General features: G+C 52.3%; 20 protein-coding genes and 1 pseudogene. 10 read left to right on the forward strand and 11 right to left on the reverse strand.

Translation table 11 applies throughout. The features are described from left to right. The first annotated feature begins 5 nt into the window (after positions 1-5). The 4 genes from USH94_RS05245 to USH94_RS05260 all read left to right on the forward strand — a co-directional run bounded on the left by USH94_RS05245 (position 6) and on the right by USH94_RS05260 (position 2,539). Positions 6-1,001: a DUF2891 domain-containing protein gene (locus USH94_RS05245; RefSeq protein WP_111963568.1), complete on the forward strand. Its 996-nt coding sequence runs from the start codon at positions 6-8 to the stop codon at positions 999-1,001. Between the two features lie 226 nt (positions 1,002-1,227). Then, positions 1,228-1,620 (forward strand): polymorphic toxin type 44 domain-containing protein, encoded by a 393-nt coding sequence (locus USH94_RS05250; protein ID WP_047653328.1) that lies wholly within the window; start codon positions 1,228-1,230, stop codon positions 1,618-1,620. Further along, on the forward strand, positions 1,598-2,032 hold the full coding sequence (locus tag USH94_RS05255) for a hypothetical protein (RefSeq protein ID WP_111963567.1): 435 nt from the start codon (positions 1,598-1,600) through the stop codon (positions 2,030-2,032). The genes USH94_RS05250 and USH94_RS05255 overlap by 23 nt, the downstream gene beginning before the upstream one ends. A gap of 21 nt (positions 2,033-2,053) precedes the next feature. Continuing rightward, positions 2,054-2,539 (forward strand): Hcp family type VI secretion system effector, encoded by a 486-nt coding sequence (locus USH94_RS05260; RefSeq protein ID WP_045354100.1) that lies wholly within the window; start codon positions 2,054-2,056, stop codon positions 2,537-2,539. A gap of 38 nt (positions 2,540-2,577) precedes the next feature. On the opposite strand, the gene USH94_RS05265 is transcribed toward USH94_RS05260, so the two are convergent. After that, the gene (locus USH94_RS05265) at positions 2,578-3,981 is read right to left on the reverse strand and encodes an MFS transporter (protein ID WP_111963566.1); all 1,404 of its coding nucleotides are present in this window, start codon (positions 3,979-3,981) and stop codon (positions 2,578-2,580) included. A gap of 117 nt (positions 3,982-4,098) precedes the next feature. Between USH94_RS05265 and USH94_RS05270 the strand changes: the two genes are divergently transcribed. Beyond that, on the forward strand, positions 4,099-5,004 hold the full coding sequence (locus tag USH94_RS05270; RefSeq protein WP_111963565.1) for a LysR family transcriptional regulator: 906 nt from the start codon (positions 4,099-4,101) through the stop codon (positions 5,002-5,004). A gap of 4 nt (positions 5,005-5,008) precedes the next feature. On the opposite strand, the gene USH94_RS05275 is transcribed toward USH94_RS05270, so the two are convergent. Together USH94_RS05275 and USH94_RS05280 are read right to left on the reverse strand one after the other, a co-directional pair. After that, entirely contained in the window at positions 5,009-6,463 is a 1,455-nt protein-coding gene (locus USH94_RS05275) for a Cu(+)/Ag(+) sensor histidine kinase (protein WP_111963564.1), read from the reverse strand. Beyond that, complete coding sequence (locus USH94_RS05280) at positions 6,453-7,136, reverse strand: copper/silver response regulator transcription factor (RefSeq protein WP_111963563.1); 684 nt, start codon at positions 7,134-7,136, stop codon at positions 6,453-6,455. Before USH94_RS05280 ends, USH94_RS05275 begins: the two co-directional genes overlap by 11 nt. Before the next feature lie 162 nt (positions 7,137-7,298). On the opposite strand from USH94_RS05280, the gene USH94_RS05285 reads away from it, so the two are divergent. From USH94_RS05285 to silA, 4 genes are read left to right on the forward strand one after another with little or no spacing between them, the layout of a single operon-like run. Beyond that, a complete protein-coding gene (locus tag USH94_RS05285; RefSeq protein WP_111963562.1) occupies positions 7,299-8,684 on the forward strand; it encodes an efflux transporter outer membrane subunit in 1,386 nt (461 codons plus the stop codon). A gap of 28 nt (positions 8,685-8,712) precedes the next feature. Continuing rightward, positions 8,713-9,054: a cation efflux system protein CusF gene (cusF, locus tag USH94_RS05290; protein ID WP_111963561.1), complete on the forward strand. Its 342-nt coding sequence runs from the start codon at positions 8,713-8,715 to the stop codon at positions 9,052-9,054. Positions 9,055-9,065: 11 nt separating this feature from the next. Then, positions 9,066-10,316 carry an efflux RND transporter periplasmic adaptor subunit gene (locus tag USH94_RS05295; protein WP_111963560.1) on the forward strand — a complete coding sequence of 417 codons (1,251 nt, stop codon included), beginning with the start codon at positions 9,066-9,068 and terminating at the stop codon, positions 10,314-10,316. A gap of 10 nt (positions 10,317-10,326) precedes the next feature. After that, entirely contained in the window at positions 10,327-13,467 is a 3,141-nt protein-coding gene (silA, locus tag USH94_RS05300; protein ID WP_111963559.1) for a Cu(+)/Ag(+) efflux RND transporter permease subunit SilA, read from the forward strand. A 40-nt stretch (positions 13,468-13,507) separates the two neighbouring features. Here the strand turns inward: silA and USH94_RS05305 are convergent, their stop codons facing one another. The 7 genes and pseudogenes from USH94_RS05305 to USH94_RS05335 form a co-directional block, all read right to left on the reverse strand. Continuing rightward, the gene (locus tag USH94_RS05305) at positions 13,508-14,077 is read right to left on the reverse strand and encodes a hypothetical protein (protein ID WP_111963558.1); all 570 of its coding nucleotides are present in this window, start codon (positions 14,075-14,077) and stop codon (positions 13,508-13,510) included. Positions 14,078-14,092: 15 nt separating this feature from the next. Further along, a complete protein-coding gene (locus tag USH94_RS05310) occupies positions 14,093-15,058 on the reverse strand; it encodes a hypothetical protein (protein ID WP_111963557.1) in 966 nt (321 codons plus the stop codon). A 154-nt stretch (positions 15,059-15,212) separates the two neighbouring features. Next, positions 15,213-15,317 (reverse strand): annotated as a pseudogene (locus tag USH94_RS05315) (AraC family transcriptional regulator); the annotation flags it as partial. A gap of 343 nt (positions 15,318-15,660) precedes the next feature. Continuing rightward, complete coding sequence (locus USH94_RS05320; protein WP_111963556.1) at positions 15,661-16,869, reverse strand: MFS transporter; 1,209 nt, start codon at positions 16,867-16,869, stop codon at positions 15,661-15,663. 143 nt (positions 16,870-17,012) lie between these two features. After that, positions 17,013-17,474 (reverse strand): zinc-binding dehydrogenase, encoded by a 462-nt coding sequence (locus tag USH94_RS05325; protein WP_258525021.1) that lies wholly within the window; start codon positions 17,472-17,474, stop codon positions 17,013-17,015. 8 nt (positions 17,475-17,482) lie between these two features. Beyond that, entirely contained in the window at positions 17,483-17,731 is a 249-nt protein-coding gene (locus USH94_RS05330; RefSeq protein WP_258525020.1) for a hypothetical protein, read from the reverse strand. A gap of 315 nt (positions 17,732-18,046) precedes the next feature. Further along, positions 18,047-19,204: an iron-containing alcohol dehydrogenase gene (locus USH94_RS05335; protein WP_111963555.1), complete on the reverse strand. Its 1,158-nt coding sequence runs from the start codon at positions 19,202-19,204 to the stop codon at positions 18,047-18,049. Between the two features lie 184 nt (positions 19,205-19,388). Here USH94_RS05335 and USH94_RS05340 point away from each other — a divergent pair, with 184 nt between their 5' ends. After that, positions 19,389-20,282 (forward strand): LysR family transcriptional regulator, encoded by an 894-nt coding sequence (locus USH94_RS05340; RefSeq protein ID WP_111964574.1) that lies wholly within the window; start codon positions 19,389-19,391, stop codon positions 20,280-20,282. A gap of 17 nt (positions 20,283-20,299) precedes the next feature. Here the strand turns inward: USH94_RS05340 and USH94_RS05345 are convergent, their stop codons facing one another. Continuing rightward, a complete protein-coding gene (locus tag USH94_RS05345; protein WP_111964575.1) occupies positions 20,300-21,214 on the reverse strand; it encodes an AraC family transcriptional regulator in 915 nt (304 codons plus the stop codon). Positions 21,215-21,406 lie beyond the last annotated feature (192 nt).

The raw sequence follows: 21,406 nt of genomic DNA on the forward strand, positions 1-21,406 counted from the left end.
CTGTCATGGAATTAACGCAACATCAGGCCGACGCGTTTGCCCGCATGCCTTTGACCTATTTGCGCCAGGAATACCCGAACCACATCATGCACCTGCTGAATGATGATGGTGACGTTCTGCCGCCGCGCGAGCTGCATCCCATTTTCTACGGTTGTTTTGACTGGCACTCGGCGGTGCACGGCTACTGGCTGCTGCTGCGCTGCGTGCGGCTCTATCCAGAATTACCTTGCCGGGACGCGATCGTCGCGCTTTTTGACGAGCACATAACCGAAGAGAAAGTGGCGAAGGAGCTGGACTATTTCACCGCGCCGTTCCGCGCCTCGTTTGAGCGGCCGTATGGCTACGGCTGGCTGCTTGCGCTGGCCCAGGAGCTGAAACAGTCGTCACTGCCGCAGGCCGCGGGCTGGTATCAGATGCTGGAGCCGTTAACTCAGGACATTCGCAACCGGCTGGTGGATTACCTCGGCAAGCTCACCTATCCGATCCGCGTCGGGACGCACTACAACACGGCGTTTGCCCTCGCGCTGGCGCTGGATTATGGTCGCGCAGTGGGAGACAAGGCGCTTGAGCAGGCGATTGTGGCAGCGGCGGAGCGGTTTTATCTCGCCGACACGCGCTATCCGGCTCATTATGAGCCCGGCGGAGACGAGTATATTTCCGGCGCGCTGACGGAGGCGTTGCTGATGAGCAAAGTGTCTGAAGACTTCCCGGCCTGGTTTGACGCGTTTCTCCCGGAGGTGGGTGCCGTTACGGCGCTGATGAACCCTGCGGAAGTGAGCGATCGCACCGACCCGAAAATTGCCCATCTCGACGGATTAAACCTCAGCCGCGCCTGGTGCATGAAGCATATTGCTAAAGCGCTTCCCGCAAACCATCCGGCGCAGCAGGCGCTGCGCGAGGCGGTGACGAAACATCTGGCCGCAAGCGTTGAGCATGTGGTCGGCAGCCACTACAGCGGCGGGCACTGGCTGGCGAGCTTTGCGCTGATGGCGCTGGAGTAAACAAACGCGCTGTCTTTCTTGCCGGGTGGCGCTGCGCTTACCCGGCCTGCATTGTGCAACCCTTGCCTGCGGCCGTGCAGGGCACAGCCTAAATTTCTTTGATTTTTAATGCGATTAATATCTTAGTCGAATGTTTTTCCGTCATTTCTCTGGAAACAGATATCTTTTTTACCATCGCAAAAGTGTACGATACGCGCCACATACCCATAGTAAATGGATGGTTAATATGGCTGTCATACCTTTGTTACCTAAAGAAGGAGTCGCACTTGTGTTGGCAAACATGAGGATTGCAAGAGCGCATGGTATGAGTAGAAACATGGCTATCCCTACGACCTATCTTTGGTTTTATCAAAAAGTAAGAAATAAGGGGCCGTGGGATTACAAGCAAGGACACCCGGAGTTAGCAAATTTTGGGAACTTCAATTATGGTTCGGCTGGCTATGCTGCCGGGATACCATCAGAAACGCTATTGATGGGTGCTGGATGGGCGCAGGAAAGAGCTAAAACCTCCAAAAAGAAATGGGGGCACTGGTATCAAAAACCGCCTTATGGGGATGATCCTCACGATCAGTTTTGGATAAGGCAAGGTATAGAATATGCAAAGAAATACGGTTATTAAACGGCTTCATTGCTTACTCACAACGATTCTATTGCTCGTTGTTTGTGGGTTTCTGACATATCAATACTATTTTAATGCACCTCCTCACGATAGTTTTGTCAGCAAACAGAAACTCTCTGATACCGTCACGCTGTACATAACTAAGTATGATGATGGAGGCGCTACGGTGTCGGATGTTTACCGCTTCTATTTAGATAAAGACAACAGCGGGAACATTATGAAAGCCCTTGAAGATCGATCACCATTCCTTGAAGCCAATACAAGCAATTTTACTGCTTCAGCTTATGGGAACACGGTAAATGTAAAAATCACCGGCAAGGTTTATTCATTCACTAATTCTGATCTGTTCTATGCAGATGGTGTAGCGATCATGCCTGTAATTAACCTCATAGCCAATGGAATAAGAGATTAATTAACATAAGGAGTTATAGAAATGGCTGTACCAGTACACCTCTTTTTGAAAGACGATGGCGGAGCAATGATCCGTGGCGGTTCTGATGTTGCAGACCGTGAAGGAAGTATAGAGCTCAGAGATCTGATTCATAACCTGAGCATTCCAACAGATGATGCAACGGGTAAACTTACAGGTACAAGGCAACACTCTGCTTTCAGTCTAACAAAAGCAATTGATTCATCTTCACCCTATCTATACAAAGCTGTGGCTACAGGTCAAACGCTTCATAGTGCTGAATTAAAGTTCTACCACATCAATGATGCTGGTCAGGAAGTGGAATACTTCAATATCCTTATGGAAGGGGTGAAGGTCATTTCAATAACTCCAATAATGCATGATACAAGAGATTGTCCCGGTACTGGTCACATGGAAAATGTATCTTTGCGATATGCAAAAATCACATGGAAAATTCTGGACGGAAATATTCAGTACACTGATGCGTGGAACGAACGCCCTGCAGCGTAGGCGTAAAAACGAGCAGCGCCGAGAGGCGCTGCAACAATTTACGCGGATGCCCGAACCGCAGGGCGCAGCCTGCTCAGGCTAAATACCACCGAACCCGTCGAGGCGATGACGGCTAACCACAGTGCAACCTGGATAGCATGTTGATGGTCCCATCCTGCCGCTGCTCCCATCAGCACCCCCACCGCGGCGACACCGAGACACTGGCCGAATGTCCTGACGATAGAAAGCACGCCAGAGGCATAGCTGGCATATTCCCGCGCCACGTTAGAGAGCATTTCCCGGTTATTGGGACTCTGGAAGCAGCCAAACCCAATCCCACAAACCAGGCTGCGCAGGCAGATATTCCATACGGAAGGATTTGCCGGCAACGTCGCCAGCAGGACCAGCCCACCAACAAACACGATCAGCCCGAGGGTCGAGATCAGCGGCGCGGAAATGGTATCAGCCCAGCGACCCGCGTGCGGCGCGATCAGTACGATGCCAATCGGCCACGGGGTGAACAGCAGCGCGGACACTACAGGGCTGTAGCCATATACGCTCTGAAACAGGAACGGCAGCGCGACAAACGTGATCCCCTGGCTGACAAACGAGGCCAGCGAGGTCAGCGCGGCGAGGGTGAAGCGCCCGTTTCTGAACATCACCGGCGGCAGTAACGGATGTTGCGCGCGCCGAATCCGCCAGGTAAAGGCGAAGGCGCTGACCAGCGCGAGAACGCCCCAGAAGATGGCCTGCGCGCTAATCTGTTGCGCCACGTGCTGAAGGCTGTCGGCCAGCATGATCGCGGAACCTAGCAGGACGGCGGAGAGAACAGCGCCCGGCGTGTCAAATGGAGTTCGGTCCACGGCCGATTCCCGCGGCAAGGCCCGCCATGCCAGCAGCAGGGCGATGCTGCCCGGAATGAGGTTAATGGCGAACAGCCATTGCCAGCTCAGGGCGTCCAGTATTGTTCCTCCGAGCACAGGAGCAATCGCCGTGCTGGAGGCGATAAGCAGGGCGTGCAGCCCCAGAATGCGGCCAAGCAGCCGTCCCGGAAAAACGGAACGCAGGATCGCCGGGGCGATACTCAGGGTCGCCGCCCCGCCGATGCCCTGCAGGATCCGCATCCCGGTTAACATTTCCGGCGTTGTTGCCAGCGCGCAGCCGAGTGAGGTGAGCGTAAAGGTGGCAAGCCCGCTCAGAAAGACCGGGCGATAGCCCACGCGCGCCGCCAGCGCGGCGAAAATAGCCAGCGTCATTGCCGCTGACAGCAGATAGCCGTTGGCGAACCAGACCGCAACGTTCGCGGAGACCTCCATCGCCCTTGCCATAGAGGGGAGCGCGATGTTGATCATGGTGCCGTCAAAGACGCCCATCAGCGTGGTGGTCATAACGGCGGCCAGGACCCGGGCGCGTTCATGCCCGGGTAAACCTTCATCGCCGGGCAGGTTTGAAAATAGTGTCATCGTCGTTACTCCGGATAAGAATCGTGATGACGAAACTATAATCATGCGGTATACAGGGCGGAAGACACAGCATTTGCACTTAATCATTGCACATAACGCCATATCTGAGGAGCCACCGTGTCCGATCCTGATTTTAACCTTCTGGTTGCGCTCGACGTTTTGCTGGCAGAAGCCAGCGTGGCGGGCGCGGCGCGACGTTTAAGCCTTAGCACCTCCGCCATGAGCCGTACCCTCAGCAGGCTGCGGGAAGTGACCGGCGATCCTATTCTGGTACGGGCCGGTCGTCACATGGTGCTGACGCCCTGGGCCGAAGCCACCCGGGATCGCGCCAGAAGCGCCGTCTACGAGGCAAGGGCGGTTCTGCAGCCCTCCACCGACACGCTGAAGGTGGAAAATCTCGAACGGCTGTTCACCATCCGGGCCAACGACGGTTTTGTGGTGGCATTTGGGCCACTACTTATTGCGGCGGTGGCGGAGGTGGCGCCCGACGTCTGTATTCGTTTTTCGCCGAAACCTGAAAAAACGTCGCGCTATTTGCGCGAGGGGCTGGTCGACCTGGAGATTGGCGTGCAGAACAATATGGGGCCTGAAATACGGCTGCAAAGGCTCTTTCAGGATCGGTTTGTTGGCGCGGTGCGCAAGGGGCATCCGCTGTCATTACGGCATGATGTCAGCCTTGACGATTATGTCGCGTGGGGCCATGTTGTGGCCTCTCCGAACGGATCGTTGCATGGGGCTGTCGATGACGCGCTGGCAGAACGGGGGATGAAACGCAAGATCGCCAGCGTGGTGCCCGGCTTTCCTACGGCGTTATCCGTGGCGCTGGCCTCCGATCTGATTGCCATGGTGCCTGCGTTGTACCTGCTCAATCAGCCGATGAATGAGCAGGTACACGTCTTTGAACTGCCCTTTAAGACCAGGACCATTACGGTGTCACAGATGTGGCATCCGCGCATGGAGCAGGACCCGGCGCACCGGTGGCTCAGAGAGAAAGTGCTGGAGGTGTGCCGTTCCGTGCGCTGAGCGCTCAGGCAACCTTTCCCGGCACGGTGAGGATGAAGCGCGTCGACACCGCATCCGATTCCACGCGGACTTTTCCGTTGTGCGCCGTGACGATGGACTTCACGATGGCAAGCCCAATTCCGCTGCCTTCACCTTTACGCTGCCTGGACGGATCGACGCGATAAAAACGGTCAAACAGCTTCGACAGATGCGCCTGCGGGATCGGCGTACCGGGGTTTTCTGTCACCAGCTCAACGTTGTTATCGTGTGTTCTGATGGAGACCGTTACCGTTTTCCCTTCCGGCGTATAGCGCAGGGCGTTGGAGAGCAGATTATTGATTGCTCTTCTGAACATCTGCGGATCGCCTTCTATCAGGCAGGGCATCCCGTTAAATTTCAGAGCGATGTGGCGTTCTTCCGCCCAGGCCTCGAAGAAATCAAACACCTTCATGACCTCGCCGCTTAAATCAAACATCACCCGATCCGGGATAAGCTGATTATTATCCGCCTGCGCAAGGAACAGCATGTCGCTGACCATGCGGGTCATCCGGTTGTACTCTTCGAGGCTGGAGTACAACACATCTTCCAGCTCCTTCTGAGAACGGTTCTGGCTCAGCGCGATTTCCGTTTGCGTCACCAGGTTGGTGATGGGGGTTCTGATTTCGTGAGCGATGTCGGCGGAAAAGTTAGCCTGACGGGTAAAAACATCTTCAATCTTTTCGATCATCTGGTTGAAGGAGATGACCAGTTGCTCCAGCTCAACGGGGACGCGGGACGGCTCCAGCCGCGCGTCAAGATTTTCGGAGGTGATGTTTTTAATGGCGTTGCTGACGTTACGCAGGGGCAAATGTCCCTGGCGCACGGCGATGCGGATGACAAGAATAATCAGCAGGCTGATAACGGCGGCAATCGCCAGAAGGTTTTTTTTCAGCGCCTCAAGGTAGTGCAGATGAAAATTAATGGAGAGCCCGATCAGCATCACGTAGCCCTGCGTTTTGCCCTGCATCGTTGCCGTGCCTGAGGAGGCGATAATCCGGAACGTTTCCATTTTCATGTCGGACCCGGCGTGCATGGGGTCGGCCGGGCCTTCAACCGTCCAGAGAAACACATCCTGCGCGCGGCGGTGTTCGCTAAAGTTCGCCGTGTTCATCGCGGGGCGTAGTGCCGCTCCTTGCGCCGAGCTGAACAGGGTATTGCCCTGCGGATCCAGAAGCAGGACGGCCACGTTGCGGTAGCTGGCGATCGACTCTTTGATCTTGCTGATTTTCTTTTGGTCAGGATCGGCCGGTGACTGCAGGATGCGGTGCATCGCGGTGCTGATTTGCTGCAGGTCGCTGATATCCTGCTCGGCGAAGTGCTTTTCAACGGAATGCAGCATAAACCAGGTAAAGGCGAAAAAGGCCAGTATCGTGGAGAGGCTGATAAAAAAGGTCAGCCGCAGCGCAAGCGAGAACGGGCGTCGGAGGGGCTTAACGCGCATCCGGCACCTCAAGCATATAACCCACGCCGCGCACCGTCTGGATCAGCTTCGGTTCAAAATCGTTATCGATTTTCGCGCGAAGCCGTTTTACCGCCACGTCAATCGCGTTTGTGTCGCTGTCAAAATTCATGTCCCATACCTGGGAGGCAATCAGTGAACGGGGAAGCACCTCTCCCTGATGACGCATGAAAAACTCCAGCAGGCTGAACTCTTTGCTGGTTAACAGGATGCGGCTTCCGGCTCGGCTGACCTTTCTCGACACAAGGTCAACCGTCAGGTCAGCCACCTGAAGCTGGCTTTCCGCGATCACCGTATTTCCGCGCCTCAACAGCGTCCTGACCCGGGCGAGCAGCTCGGCAAAGGCGAAAGGCTTAATCAGATAGTCATCCGCGCCCAGCTCAAGCCCCTTAACCCGGTGTTCAATCGTACCGAGAGCCGTCAGAAGTAGTATGGGCATCCCTTTGCCGGCAGAGCGGAGCATGCGGACAATGTCCCAGCCGTTCACATCGGGCAGCATGATATCCAGAATCAGCAGATCGTATTCAGCGGTCATGGCGAGATGGTAGCCGTTCAGGCCATTAACAGCGTGGTCCACGACAAACCCCGCTTCAGTGAGCCCCTTGCTGAGGTACTCACCGGTTTTCATTTCATCTTCAACGATCAGTATTTTCATCTTGCTCCCCTGACTGGCTGCTGATGACATTCTATGGAGCCCGCAACCGTTCACAATGACTTACGTTAAAAATGACAACATTGTCATTATCCCGTCACCCGTCAAACAGGAAGCGTTCAGTAGAGTAGCCCTAAAAATACTCTGGACTTCATTTGAACCGCTATGTTCCTGTTAAAACGACTCAGCATCAGTACGGTATTTATCCTGGCGGGCTGCGTCTCGCTGGCCCCCGAATACCAGCGCCCGGCATCACCGGTACCCCAGCAGTTTTCACTTTCGCGCAACGGCCTGACGCCTGCGGTGGTGGGGTATCAGGATACCGGGTGGCGCAACTTTTTCGTCGACCCGCAGGTAGCCGGGCTGATTACGGAAGCGCTGAACAATAATCGCGATGTAAAAATGGCCGCTCTGAAGGTTGAAGAGGCGCGGGCGCAGTTCAGCGTGACGGATGCGGATCGTTATCCTCAGCTGAATGCGTCTTCGGGTATCACGTACAGCGGCGGGCTTAAAAGTGACAAACCCACCACGCAGCAGTACGACGCGGGCCTTGCGCTTAGCTATGAACTCGACTTCTTCGGCAAGCTGAAGAACATGAGCGAGGCCGGCCGACAAAACTATTTCGCCAGCGAAGAGGCCCGTCGCGCGGTGCATATCCTGCTCGTCTCTAACGTTTCACAGAGTTATTTCAACCAGCAGCTGGCGTTTAAACAGCTGCGTATCGCGCGGGAAACGCTGAAAAATTACCGGCAGTCTTATGCGTTCGTTGAGCAACAGCTGGTGACGGGCAGTACGAACGTGCTGGCGCTGGAACAGGCCCGGGGACAGATCGAAAGCACGCAGGCAGAGATTGCCAAAAGAGAGGGAGAGCTGGCGCAGGCCAATAATGCCCTGCAGCTGGTCCTCGGCACGTATCGCGCGCTCCCGGGCGAGAGCGGCATGAACGCCAGCGACGTTGCGCCGGTAAAGCTGCCGCCTCATCTCTCCTCAGCGATACTGCTGCAGCGCCCGGACATTTTGGAAGCGGAGTATCAGCTTAAAGCGGCCGATGCGAATATCGGCGCCGCGCGTGCCGCCTTTTTCCCGTCAATATCATTAACCAGCGGGCTTTCCACAGGTAGTACGGAATTATCCAGCCTGTTCACGTCAGGGAGCGGGATGTGGAATTTTATTCCTAAAATCGAAATTCCCATTTTCAATGCGGGCAGGAATAAGGCCAACCTGAAGCTGGCTGAAATTCGCCAGCAGCAGTCGCTTGTTAATTACGAACAAAAAATTCAGTCCGCCTTTAAACAGGTTGCCGACGCGCTCGCGCTGCGGGACAGCATTAACCAGCAGCTTGCTGCGCAACAGCGGTACTTTGATTCACTCCGCATCACTCTTCAACGTGCAGGTGGGCTATATTCCAGCGGTGCAGTCAGCTATATCGAAGTCCTGGACGCGGAACGTTCTCTTTTCGCTACACAGCAAAATATTCTCGACCTTATTTATGCCCGACAGGTTAATGAAATTAATCTCTTCACCGCGCTCGGCGGCGGTTGGGTCGAATAACGTTATTTAATTAAAAAGGAAAATAAGCATGCGCAATTCTCTTAAGGCCATTGTATTCGGAGCGACCTCAATTATGTTTTCTGCCAGCCTCCAGGCTGAGGTTCATCAGCACGAGGGGATGAATTCTTCCAGCGAAGCGACCTCAGAGCAGCTCATTACCGGGACCGGCATCGTGAAGGACGTTGATCTCACGAATAAAAAAGTCACGATTTCTCATGAAGCGATCCCGGCGATTGGCTGGCCCGCGATGACCATGCGTTTCACCTTTATTCAGGCTGACGAGAGCATCAATGCATTGAAAGTCGGCAGTCATGTTGATTTTTCATTTGTTCAGCAGGGCAATATCTCTTTACTGAAGAGCATTAAATAGCGAGAAACGGCATGGCCTCATTCAAAATAAAATATGCTGCCATGATAGTCAGCAGCCTTATTGCGGGAGGGCTGATATCCGTGACGGCATGGCAGACACTTTATTCATCTGAAAAAACAGCAAATAGCGTTGCGGAAAGAAAGGTCCTTTTCTGGTATGACCCGATGAAGCCTGACGTGAAATTCGACAAGCCCGGTAAATCACCGTTTATGGATATGGATCTGGTCCCGAAATATGCGGACGAAAATAACGATAAAAGCGGTGACGGTATCCGTATCGATCCGACGCAGGTTCAGAATCTGGGGTTAAAAACGCAAAAGGTGACGCGCGGAACGCTGAATTATGCCCAGACGATCCCGGCCAATGTCAGCTATAACGACTATCAGTTTGTCATTGTGCAGGCGCGCGCGGAAGGCTTCGTTGAGAAAGTCTACCCGCTGACGACGGGCGATAAGGTAAAGAAAGGCACGCCGCTGATTGATATTACCATTCCGGACTGGGTAGAGGCGCAGAGCGAGTTTCTGCTGTTATCCGGCACCGGCGGAACGCCGACGCAAATCAAAGGGGTTCTGGAACGGCTTCGGCTGGCGGGTATGCCGGATGAGGATATTCAGAGGCTGCGTGAGACCCGCACGATCCAGACACGGTTTACCATCAAGGCACCGATCGACGGGGTGATTACGGCCTTTGACCTCCGTACCGGGATGAATATTTCGAAAGAAAAGGTGGTGGCACAAATTCAGGGGATGGATCCGGTCTGGATCGGTGCGGCGGTTCCTGAGTCCATTGCTTATCTTCTGAAAGACACCTCGCAGTTTGCTGTTTCGATACCTGCTTATCCGGATAAATCCTTCCCGGTTGAAAAATGGAGTCTTCTGCCGAGCGTGGATCCAACCACCCGTACGCTGCAGGTGCGCCTGCAGGTCTCCAACAAGGATGAGCTGCTGAAACCGGGCATGAATGCCTACCTGAAGCTGAACACCCAAAGTCAGGAAATGCTGCTCATTCCGTCTCAGGCCGTTATTGATACCGGCAAAGAGCAGCGCGTTATTACCGTTGATGCGAACGGGAATTTTGTACCGAAAAGGATCCGCGTTCTGCATGAATCTCAGCAGCAGTCCGGCATTGGTGGCGGGCTGGAAGAGGGGGAGTCAGTCGTCGTCAGCGGTCTGTTCCTGATTGACTCGGAGGCCAATATTACCGGTGCGCTGGAGCGCATGCGCCACGCTGAAACCCCTGACGACGCCTATTCTGGCCATTAAGGAGACGATGATGATTGAATGGATTATCCGACGGTCAGTGGCCAATCGTTTCCTGGTCATGATGGGGGCGCTGTTCCTCACCGTCTGGGGCACATGGACGATTATTAACACGCCGGTCGATGCCTTACCCGATCTGTCTGACGTGCAGGTGATTATCAAAACCCGCTATCCCGGCCAGGCCCCGCAGATTGTTGAAAACCAGGTGACCTATCCACTCACCACCACCATGCTGTCGGTTCCCGGCGCAAAGACAGTGCGCGGCTTTTCGCAGTTTGGTGATTCGTACGTGTACGTCATTTTCGAAGATGGCACCGATTTGTACTGGGCCCGTTCGCGCGTGCTGGAGTACCTGAATCAGGTTCAGGGCAAACTCCCTGCCGGCGTGAGCTCGGAAATCGGCCCGGACGCCACGGGCGTAGGCTGGATATTTGAGTATGCGCTGGTGGACCGCAGCGGAAAACACGATCTCGCCGAGCTGCGATCATTGCAGGACTGGTTCCTGAAGTTTGAGCTAAAAACTATCCCGAACGTGGCCGAGGTGGCCTCCGTCGGCGGCGTGGTGAAGCAGTATCAGATTCAGGTTGACCCGTTAAAGCTGGCGCAGTTCGGCGTCAGCCTGCCGGAGGTTAAGCAGGCCCTTGAATCGTCTAATCAGGAAGCGGGGGGATCGTCCGTAGAACTCGCGGAAGCGGAATATATGGTCCGGGCCAGCGGCTATCTGCAGACCATCGATGATTTCAATCACATCGTCCTGAAAACCGGTGAGAACGGCGTGCCGATTTACCTGCGTGATGTTGCCCGCGTACAAACGGGGCCGGAAATGCGCCGTGGTATTGCCGAGCTGAACGGGCAGGGTGAAGTGGCGGGCGGCGTAGTGATCCTGCGTTCGGGTAAAAACGCGCGCGAGGTCATAACGGCGGTGAAAGACAAGCTGGAGACGCTGAAGGCCAGCCTGCCGGAAGGCGTTGAGATTGTGACTACCTACGATCGCAGCCAGCTCATCGATCGGGCAATCGACAACCTGAGCGGCAAGCTTCTTGAGGAGTTTATCGTGGTGGCCATCGTCTGCGCGCTGTTCCTGTGGCACGTCCGCTCTGCGCTGGTCGCAATTATCTCTCTGCCGCTTGGCCTGTGTATTGCCTTTATCGTTATGCATTTCCAAGGGCTGAACGCTAATATCATGTCGCTGGGAGGCATTGCCATTGCCGTCGGCGCGATGGTGGATGCCGCCATCGTGATGATTGAAAATGCGCATAAACGGCTGGAAGAGTGGGACCACCGCCACCCGGGGGAGCCGATTGATAACGCCACCCGCTGGAAGGTGATCACCAACGCCTCTGTAGAGGTTGGCCCCGCGCTGTTTATCAGCCTGCTGATCATTACCTTGTCGTTTATTCCCATCTTTACCCTCGAGGGACAGGAAGGGCGGCTGTTTGGTCCACTGGCCTTCACGAAAACGTACGCCATGGCGGGGGCGGCCGCGCTGGCCATCATCGTGATCCCCATTCTGATGGGATTCTGGATCCGGGGTAAAATCCCCGCAGAGACCAGTAACCCATTGAACAGGTTGCTGATTAAAGCCTACCATCCGCTTCTGATTCGGGTGCTCCACTGGCCTAAAACCACCCTGCTGGTTGCGACCTTATCCATCTTCACGGTGATCTGGCCCCTGAGCCAGGTGGGTGGCGAGTTCCTGCCAAAGATAAATGAAGGTGACCTGCTGTATATGCCGTCAACATTGCCGGGCGTCTCTCCGGCAGAAGCGGCGGCGCTCCTGCAGACCACGGACAAACTCATCAAAACCGTGCCTGAGGTAGCGTCGGTGTTCGGTAAAACCGGTAAAGCCGAAACGGCCACGGACTCCGCACCGCTTGAAATGGTGGAAACCACCATTCAGCTTAAGCCTGAGAATGAGTGGCGACCCGGAATGACGATTGACAAGATCGTTGACGAACTCGACAAGACCGTTCGTTTACCTGGCCTGGCGAATCTCTGGGTTCCGCCCATCCGCAACCGCATCGATATGCTTTCAACCGGGATTAAAAGCCCGATTGGCATCAAGGTGTCAGGTACCGTTCTGGCTGATATCGACGCCACGGCGCAGAGCATTGAAGCGGTAGCTAAAACGGTGCCGGGCGTGGTGTCAGCCCTGGCTGAACGTCTGGAAGGCGGGCGCTACATCGACGTTGATATCAACCGGGAAAAAGCCTCCCGCTACGGGATGACGGTTGGCGACGTGCAGCTGTTCGTCTCCACGGCCATCGGCGGGGAGACGGTGGGAGAAACGGTGGAAGGCGTCGCCCGCTACCCGATTAATATTCGCTATCCTCAGGACTACCGAAACAGCCCGACCGCGCTGAGGCAGATGCCGATCCTGACGCCGATGAAACAGCAGATCACGCTGGGCGATGTGGCGGATATCAACGTCGTTTCCGGCCCTACGATGCTGAAAACGGAGAATGCCCGTCCTGCGAGCTGGATTTATATCGATGCCCGCGGCATGGATATGGTGTCGGTGGTGAACGACATTAAGACTGCTATTAGTCAGAACGTAAAGCTGAGACCGGGCACCAGCGTCGCATTCTCTGGACAGTTTGAACTGCTTGAGCACGCCAATAAGAAACTGAAGCTAATGGTACCGATGACGGTGATGATCATCTTCATTCTGCTGTATCTGGCATTCCGTCGCGTGGATGAAGCGTTGCTGATCCTGATGAGTCTGCCGTTCGCCCTGGTCGGGGGGATATGGTTCCTGTACTGGCTGGGCTTCCATATGTCTGTGGCAACCGGCACCGGCTTTATCGCTCTGGCCGGGGTGGCGGCAGAATTTGGGGTGGTCATGCTGATGTATTTGCGTCATGCCGTTGAAGCGCATCCGACGTTATCCTATCGGGAAACCTTCACCGTACAGGGACTTGATGACGCCCTTTATCATGGCGCCGTGCTGCGCGTGCGGCCAAAGGCGATGACCGTTGCGGTGATTATTGCCGGTCTGCTGCCCATTTTGTGGGGAACCGGTGCCGGATCAGAAGTCATGAGCCGGATAGCGGCGCCAATGATTGGCGGCATGATCACGGCTCCGCTGCTATCGCTGTTTATTATCCCTGCGGCGTATAAGTTGATTTGGTTGCGCAGGGTTAAAAAACCATAAAAAAACCGCCGTTAGCGGCGGGTTTTTGCGTGATGAATGCTTAGCGCGCCTTGCTGATCAGTTTGCGCCAGGCTCTGTTATGCAGAGTAAATAGCAGCATCTTATAGAAAGCGGTAGAGAAGATGCAGCTGCCGCTAAGCCCCAGCATGACGGTACTCACCATCGCAGCGGCCAGACTGACGCCCGGAGCAGCGCTACCGCTCAGTGCGGCCAGCAGATAGGCTGCCGTTAATACCAGACTTATCACCGCCAGCGTAAGATGTAACCGCACGGCGCGCATGCTTCCTTTGCCAATCATAAACATCGTCACGCCGTTGATGCCTGCGAACAGTAGGGCGATCAGCACAATCCACACGAATACGCGTTCGGCTGGCTGGCCGAGTGCGGCGAATACGCCATAGCCCAACCACAGCTGAGGAATCGCGAAGCTAACAATTACCCCGAGAGTACTGATTGCCGCCGGAATACCCATGGTGTGTAGACCCACAGGTTTGCCCATTTCTTCAGCCAACTGAGTCTTTAGCTGTTGCAGCTGTGTCGGGGAGGTATTGCTTATGCTGGTAGCCACCTCGTTACAGTGTTGCAGGCGACGGGTTAAAACTTTAAACATTTGAATACTCAGCGTTCAGTTAGGTAAAAATGATTGCAGCACACCAACCACATAGCGTCCTGACTGGACGGTATTTTGCGGATTGCGGATAGTCCCAGTGAGTGAGCTCCCCACAAAGGCCGATGCGTTGTTGACCGCACTCATCAGCTCGCGCTGCAGTGATTTTTGTAACGATTCGCTTGGGAAACGTTTCGGATAAACACCTGCGCGGATCGCGGCCTTTACCCCGGCACTGGAGATACCTGGATTCTGCGCTTTAATGATCTCTTCCGTGATGCGCTTACGCTCGGCACGGCTCAGGCTCTGGAACCAGGCGGTAACTTTACTTGAAGACGCCGCTTTCATCAGCTTGTACGTTTCTAAAGTACCTCTTAGCGCGGTTCCTGCCGCAGCAAGCGAAATAACATCCAGAACTGTCGTGGTAGCAACGTACCAGTCCTGGCTGTCAAGCCATGCAACGTCGGAACCATGGTCGTTATGGATAGCCAGCAGACGGCCCGCGCCAATCATGCATTGCGCTCCCGTAGCCAGCGTACCGGACAGGCTAATCGCCGCAATCACACCAGACCCGCCAGCGGTAAACGGTACTGCCGCACCGGCACCAAACGCCATGACAAGCGTAACAATCATCGCGCCACAGGCAAAACCGGTCGAGGTAATTTCCGTAGCAAGTGACGGAGTAGTTAGCGTCGCAACCACAGCTTTTTCTGCACTGATTTCCTTAGCATCTGGAATTTTACTGATGACTACATGGCTGACGGTGCTCTGATTCACATCAGCAATGCGTCGAGAGGGGCGAACCAGCCAGCGTTGCTTGCCATCATCAAAAATGATGCCGACATTGTAAAAATTACGCGAGCAGTCGAGTTGCGCGGCCAGCTTTTTAAAATCGATATCTGCACCGGCCTGTAGGCCAAGGCTTCGCGAGAGATCATATGAGGGAAGGGTGCTGTCAGGCGACTGCTGACCGGGTAAGTTCATCGAGGAAGCTCCTTCATTCCGTGAGGACTATTAATTAGCAGGATAATTTATTGAAAAAATTTATGATTCGAACACTAAGACTTAGATAATAGCAGCGTTAACTCGGTGATCAAATGATATTGCTTGACTTAAATGTAAACGATACCAGGGTGTATTAAAGCTTAGCGGCAGACTTTCTCAGCACAGTAATATCCCTCTTGGGTGATTGACCGAACATCCGCGTATATTCCCGACTGAAATGGGATAAGCTTTCGTAACCCGGTCCCGCGTCTTGAGTAGAACGCCAGATGGGTAATGTGAGTTTTTCTCACAAATGGTTTGTAATCGACGGTGGATTTTATCGAGAAGGGAGGACGCCAACGTCCTGAATTCTGTTGCTGCATGAGAGCACCGTGGAGAATTGACCCATGAATGCAATTTAACTTATGTTGTGCGAAAACTCAGTTCATAAGAAACGGATGTCATATGTCATTGTTTTACTGAGTATTTATAATGTAAATCTCAACTCAATTCAAGATCACTTCATGAACTACTTAATATTGGCAACGGGGTATGGTGCCAGATAGCTTGAAAAGCCCCCTTTAAGGAGGCTAAGCGACGATTCATACAGGTACTGTTCTTAGCTTTGAGGTCCACAGAGTCAACATCGCTGAGAAAATAAGTATTCCTGCACTTAACGCAAATGTACTTTGAAAACCAAACTGATCAAACAAAATCCCGCCCACTGTAGACCCCAGTGCGATTGAGAACTGAACTGTTGCTACCATAAGACCGCCCCCTGATTCTGTATCTGACGCAGTGGCACTGGCAACCCAGCTCCACCATCCTACCGGTGCAGCTGTTGATAACACGCCCCAAAGTCCCAACAAAACACAGACGGTAGGAATATTGTTACCCATAGGGATCAGGATTACAGCGACTGAAGCCATGACAAGTGGTATCCCAACCAGTGTCTGATAAAGGCGATTTTTGATCACAAACCCAATCACTGTCGTTCCGGCAAGTCCAGCTACCCCAATCAGTAACAATATTAGCGTTACTTCATCAGAATTAACTTTCGTGACATTCTCCAGAAACGGTCGGATGTAGGTAAACAGAGTAAACTGCCCCATGAAAAAGATACCGGCAGCACACATACCAACCGCGACATTCTTGTTTCGTAAAAGAGAGGTAACAGATGACCCGGTTTTACCAGATTTGCCGGGCTCCATCGAAGGAAGGCTTATCCATTGCCATACAAACGTAATTATTGCGACAGGTACTAAACACAGAAAAGCTCCGCGCCAGCTTATGGCAGCCGTAAGATAACTTCCAAGTGGGGCTGCCACTATGGTTGCCAGAGCGTTTCCTCCATTGAACACGGCCAGGGCACGCGGTACCTTACTAATGTGCACCAGTCTTACTGCTGTAGCGACTGACATTGACCAGAATCCTCCAATGACAACACCAATCATGGCTCTCCCCAGCATATAGATAAGATAATTGGGGGCGAGTCCGACTAACACGGCAGATAATCCCATCAGAACTGTCAACGCCAGTAAAAGAAACTTTCTGTTCAGTGTTCCGGCTAGTCTGCGTATGCTAAGACTTGTAAATACTGCAAAAACACCTGAGATTGTCATTCCCTGACCAGCTGTACCTTCCGATATCCCTAAATCATGGGCAAGTGGAGTTAACAGACTGACAGGCATGAACTCTGAAGCGATCAGAGCAAACACGCAGAGTGAAATAGCGAATACACCATTCCAGTTAGAATTATCTGAAGTATCATTCAAATATGTTTGTTCTATTTTTGAATGCTTTTTTGTCATCGTCAGTACCTTTAAAACGGGCATTGAAAAAAAACGGGGCCACCGGCCCCAAAAAGAGGGTTAAAATTAAAAAGAGAGGATTAATATGAACATCACAACGTCAGTGGAATTATGAATCTGGAAAGTGTTACATATTCCTGATATCACATCGTCGACGCATCTATAACATAGCGATATCGGGCTTTCTTATTAAACACGTTATCCCATGCTTCATTAATCTGCTCTGCCTTGATTATCTGGATGGTAGGTAATATTTTATTTTCAGAACAGTAATTTACCACTTCCTGAGTTTCTTTCATGCCGCCAATCATTGACGCATTGAAATTAACTCTTGATGCTGCAAGACCAAGCGCATTGAGTGTAATCTGAAAACCTTCTGGCATGCCGACCTGGGTGAAAGTTCCGTATGGCTTCACAACTGATGCGTAGGCTGCGACGTCGAACTGATAAGGGATCGTGGAAATCATATAATCCAGACTTCCCTGATAAGCCTTCAATTTGTCAGAACTATCGACCACAATTACTTCTTTGGCCCCGAAGGAAAGAATATCGTCAACTTTCGATGGCGTAGTTGTGAATGCATATACCTCCGCTCCTTTAGACACGGCAAGCTTTATGGCCAACTTGCATATTTAGTCTCAATCAAAATATCGTTGTCACCAACTGCTCTGCGCTCAAAGGACCAGGGCGAGAGTTTTCCGGAAGTGTCAAACGCTGCATAACCGCGAGTTCTCACTCTGGAACCAATTACATCAGCGGCAAGTGAACCAATTGGACTGCTCAGCAACACACCGGCTCCTATGACCACCCCAGAACGAACAACAAATTCGCGACGAGTCAGATTTTTTTCTTCATCCATCATTACACTCCTGCTCATATTTTTGACCGGGTTTGCTTTCCGCTTCTGAAAGGAAGCCGAATGTATGCTAATAATGGTTAATCCCGGCAAGTTAATTTTTCCTGGAGGTCAGGAAAACGCCAGCGTACTTTCAGATAAATTCATCTGTTAAGTGAGCAGATAACAATTTACAGGCTTGAGGTAACATAAAATACACAAATACTTCAAATTATTTGCCTGATCCTCTGAGGATTGCATTGGGAGGGGTGTTTTATTTTGCTGCATAGCAGAATACCGTTCATGTTATATTTAGCCTGCGAAAATCGCAGGCTATACTTATTAAAGCGCGATCTTCAATAAGGCCTCAGCCTCTCTGGCCGTAATTTTTCCATGCTCACCCAAGGCAATGTGACCATGTTCTTTTAACTTACGAATAACTTCTGCAATGGCTTCATCCCCTAAATCATAATCAGAGAGTCTGGTTTTAACCCCCAGTTGTTCAAAAAAAGCGACCGTTGCATTGATAGCCTCATCGGCCATTTTTTTGGTATCAGATTCGGGAATATTCCAGACCCGAGCACCGTACTGAGCCAGCTTCTCAGATTTTTCATTTTTGCAGTAGCGCCACAGGGCAGGCATCACGATCGCCAGAGTGCGGGCGTGGTCAATGCCATACAAGGCTGTAATTTCCTGACCAATCAAGTGAGAAGCCCAGTCTGTCGGTACACCGGCACTTAACATCCCATTCAGGGCCATTGTTGCCGCCCACATGATGTTCGCTCTGGCGTCGTAGTCTTGAGGATTTTTAAGGGCTGTCGGGCCTTCTTCTTTCAGCGTATTGAGCAATCCTTCCGCCAGGCGGTCCTGCACCTTCGCGTTTACCGGGAAAGTGATATATTGTTCAAGTATATGGACAAAGGCATCCACAACCCCGTTTGCGGTTTGCCGCTCAGGCAGCGTGTAGGTAATTTCCGGTTCAAGCACGGAAAACTGCGGCATAACGCACGGAGATGCAAAAAAGAGTTTATCCTGCGTGGTGGCACGATTAATCACAGCCGTGTTATTCATCTCGGACCCCGTCGCTGCAAGCGTCAGTACGCATCCAAAAGGCAAAGCCTGTTTCACTACGCTGCCATAGCTGGTGATAATTTCCCATGGATCATTTTCATAAAGAGCGGCCGCGGCGATGAATTTTGTACCATCGATGACTGAACCACCGCCAACGGCCAGGAGAAAATCAATTTTTTCCGCTTTGACAATCTCGACCGCTTTCATCAGGGTTTCGTAATGTGGATTGGGTTCCACCCCACCAAATTCAAAAACAAGGCTGTTTTTAAGGGAGCCTTTTACGCGTTGCAGAATGCCGTGTTTTATTACGCTGCCCCCGCCATAGACGATCATGACCTTTTTATCCTGCGGGACTTCCTGCGCAAGTGCAGGGATTTGGTCATGCCCAAACAGAATTTTTACCGGGTTGTGATAGATGAAATCTTGCATAACAGTTACCTCAGGATCAGAGCCACAAACGCGTTATCAGAGTAATGCACGCTCACTATTGATGATGTGAAGGTAACATTTGATATAAAATTTATTAATCAGCATTTATTTCACTTACTAGTGAAAAATATTTGATAATTAACCATTGGCTGGTACGCTGGCTTCTCCCCTAGAGGAGGCGAGTGTGGATGAACTGAAAGTTTTTTTAAGCGTGGCCAGACTCAAGAGCTTTACTAAAGCGGCAGCAGAGATCGGTGTGACGCCCTCAGCTGTCAGCCATACAGTAAAATCCCTGGAAGAAAGGCTTGGGATCAGGTTGCTGGCCAGAACCACCCGCAGTATCTCCACCACAGAAGCGGGTGAAAGGCTCATCAACGAAATTGGCCCCTTGATGGAGCAGGTTGATGACGCAATTAGTCGGCTGAGTGAGCTTCGTGAAAAGCCCACTGGCATCATTCGCCTTACGGGTTCAGATGACGTTATCCAGTACCTGATCCGCCCGGTGTTGCCTGACTTCCTGAGCCGCTACCCTGACATTCAGATTGAAATCGGAATTGATTATGGATTTACCGACATCGTTGATCAGCGTTTTGACGCGGGGATCCGCCCCGGAGATGCGCTGAATAATGATATGATTGCCGTTAAAATCAGCCAGGACTGGCGGCAATTGATTGTTGCAGCACCGGATTATTTTCAACGCTATGGGAAGCCTAAAAAACCGCAGGATCTTTTGAACCACAATTGCATCAACGTCCGGTATTCCGACACGAGTGGTTTGTATGCCTGGGAATTCGAGAAGGAAGACCAGAAGTTCAGCCTGAAGGTGAAGGGGCAATATATTGCGAACAGCACGGTACATCAGCTTGATGCAGCTCTTGATGGCCTGGGCGTAGCCTGCCTTCCAGAATATGTTGCGGATGAATATATCAGAAACGGCAGGTTGATTGTGGTACTGACCGAGTGGTGCCCCTGGTTTGAGGGCTACCACATCTTTTATCCTCACCGCCGACAGGATTCTCCCGCCTTTATGGCTTTCCTGCAAGTTTTGCGCAACCGGTACAATAACAGGATAAGGTAAAATACATTACGATAATACTAAAGCTTACCAGCTGACTTTCTCAGCACGGTTATATCCTTCTTGGGTGATTCCCCGAACATCCGCGTATATTCCCGGCTGAAATGGGACAGGCTTTCGTAACCGACAGCATAGGCTGCTGTGGTGACATCGTAATGTTCATTCAGCATCAGTCGCCTGGCTTCATTGAGGCGCAGCCATTTCTGATACCGTAGCGGGCTCATTCCCGCAAGCTGCCTGAAGTGTTGGTGGAAAGAGGGCGTGCTCATTTGCACCCGACTTGCCAGTTCTTCTACGCGTAAAGGTGATGCAATATTGGTCTTTAACCAGTCAATAGCTTTACCGATACGGTAGCCATGGCCGTCTACTGCTGCAATCTGTCTGAGATGATCGGACTGATCGCTCATCAAAAGCCGGTAATGTATCTCTCTTTGAATCAGCGGCCCGAGAACAGGAATAGCTTCAGGCTCGTCAAGCAAAGAAAGCAGACGGCAGAAAGGCTCCAGCAAAACATCAGTAATAGTTCCTATACCGACACCCGTTCCCGGGTCTCGTTTTTTAACCGGCGGCAGGCTTCCCTGTGCAATTAATTCCATCAGTACGCGCTGGTCAAGTTTATAGGCTACGCCCACGCAGGGACGGGATGTCGAAGCCTGTAATACTTCCGAGCTGGCTGGCAGGTCAAGAGATGTGATCAGGAATTTTTCCGCATTGTATTCGTAAGGTTCACCACCAACCCACATGATCTTCGCGCCATCGGCCACCAGAACGATACTGGGAGGGACCAGGCAGCTCACCGGAGGAGCGGGTTCGTTTCGGCGGAACAATTCGAGTCCTTCTACGGCTGTAGGGAAATCACCGGTGCAGGGTGTGCGCTGAGCTATATCGACCGAAAGTTCACCCAGTAGTTTTTCAACCGACTTCTCAGAAATCATTCTGTAATGCCTCACATTTGTTACGCCTTTTGACGTTAACAACTTAGCAGCTATGAAAATTGAAATATACGCTTTGAGATCAGGTTCAGAGGATCAGGCAAATAATGCAGAGTATTTTAATAACACCCTTCATTAAAGACACTCAAAATAACAACACTGAAATGAGGCAGTGTCCTGTAAGTCAGGGCTCAC

Origin of the sequence: Enterobacter sp. 148H3 (assembly GCF_034107425.1) — a bacterium.
Taxonomy (GTDB): Bacteria; Pseudomonadota; Gammaproteobacteria; order Enterobacterales; family Enterobacteriaceae; genus Enterobacter; species Enterobacter vonholyi.